A 213-nucleotide genomic window follows, 5' to 3' on the forward strand; every position below is an offset into this window, starting at 1 on the left:
TACGCCCAGTAATTCCGATTAACGCTTGCACCCTCCGTATTACCGCGGCTGCTGGCACGGAGTTAGCCGGTGCTTCTTCTGCGGGTAACGTCAATTGCTGAGGTTATTAACCTCAACACCTTCCTCCCCGCTGAAAGTACTTTACAACCCGAAGGCCTTCTTCATACACGCGGCATGGCTGCATCAGGCTTGCGCCCATTGTGCAATATTCCC

The 213-nt window shown here is 53.5% G+C and carries 1 rRNA gene; it reads right to left on the reverse strand.

Annotated features, from left to right (window positions below):
- Nucleotides 1-213, reverse strand: a 16S ribosomal RNA gene (locus tag KK102_RS22145); the annotation flags it as partial.

The organism is Enterobacter quasimori (assembly GCF_018597345.1).
Lineage (GTDB): Bacteria > Pseudomonadota > Gammaproteobacteria > Enterobacterales > Enterobacteriaceae > Enterobacter > Enterobacter mori.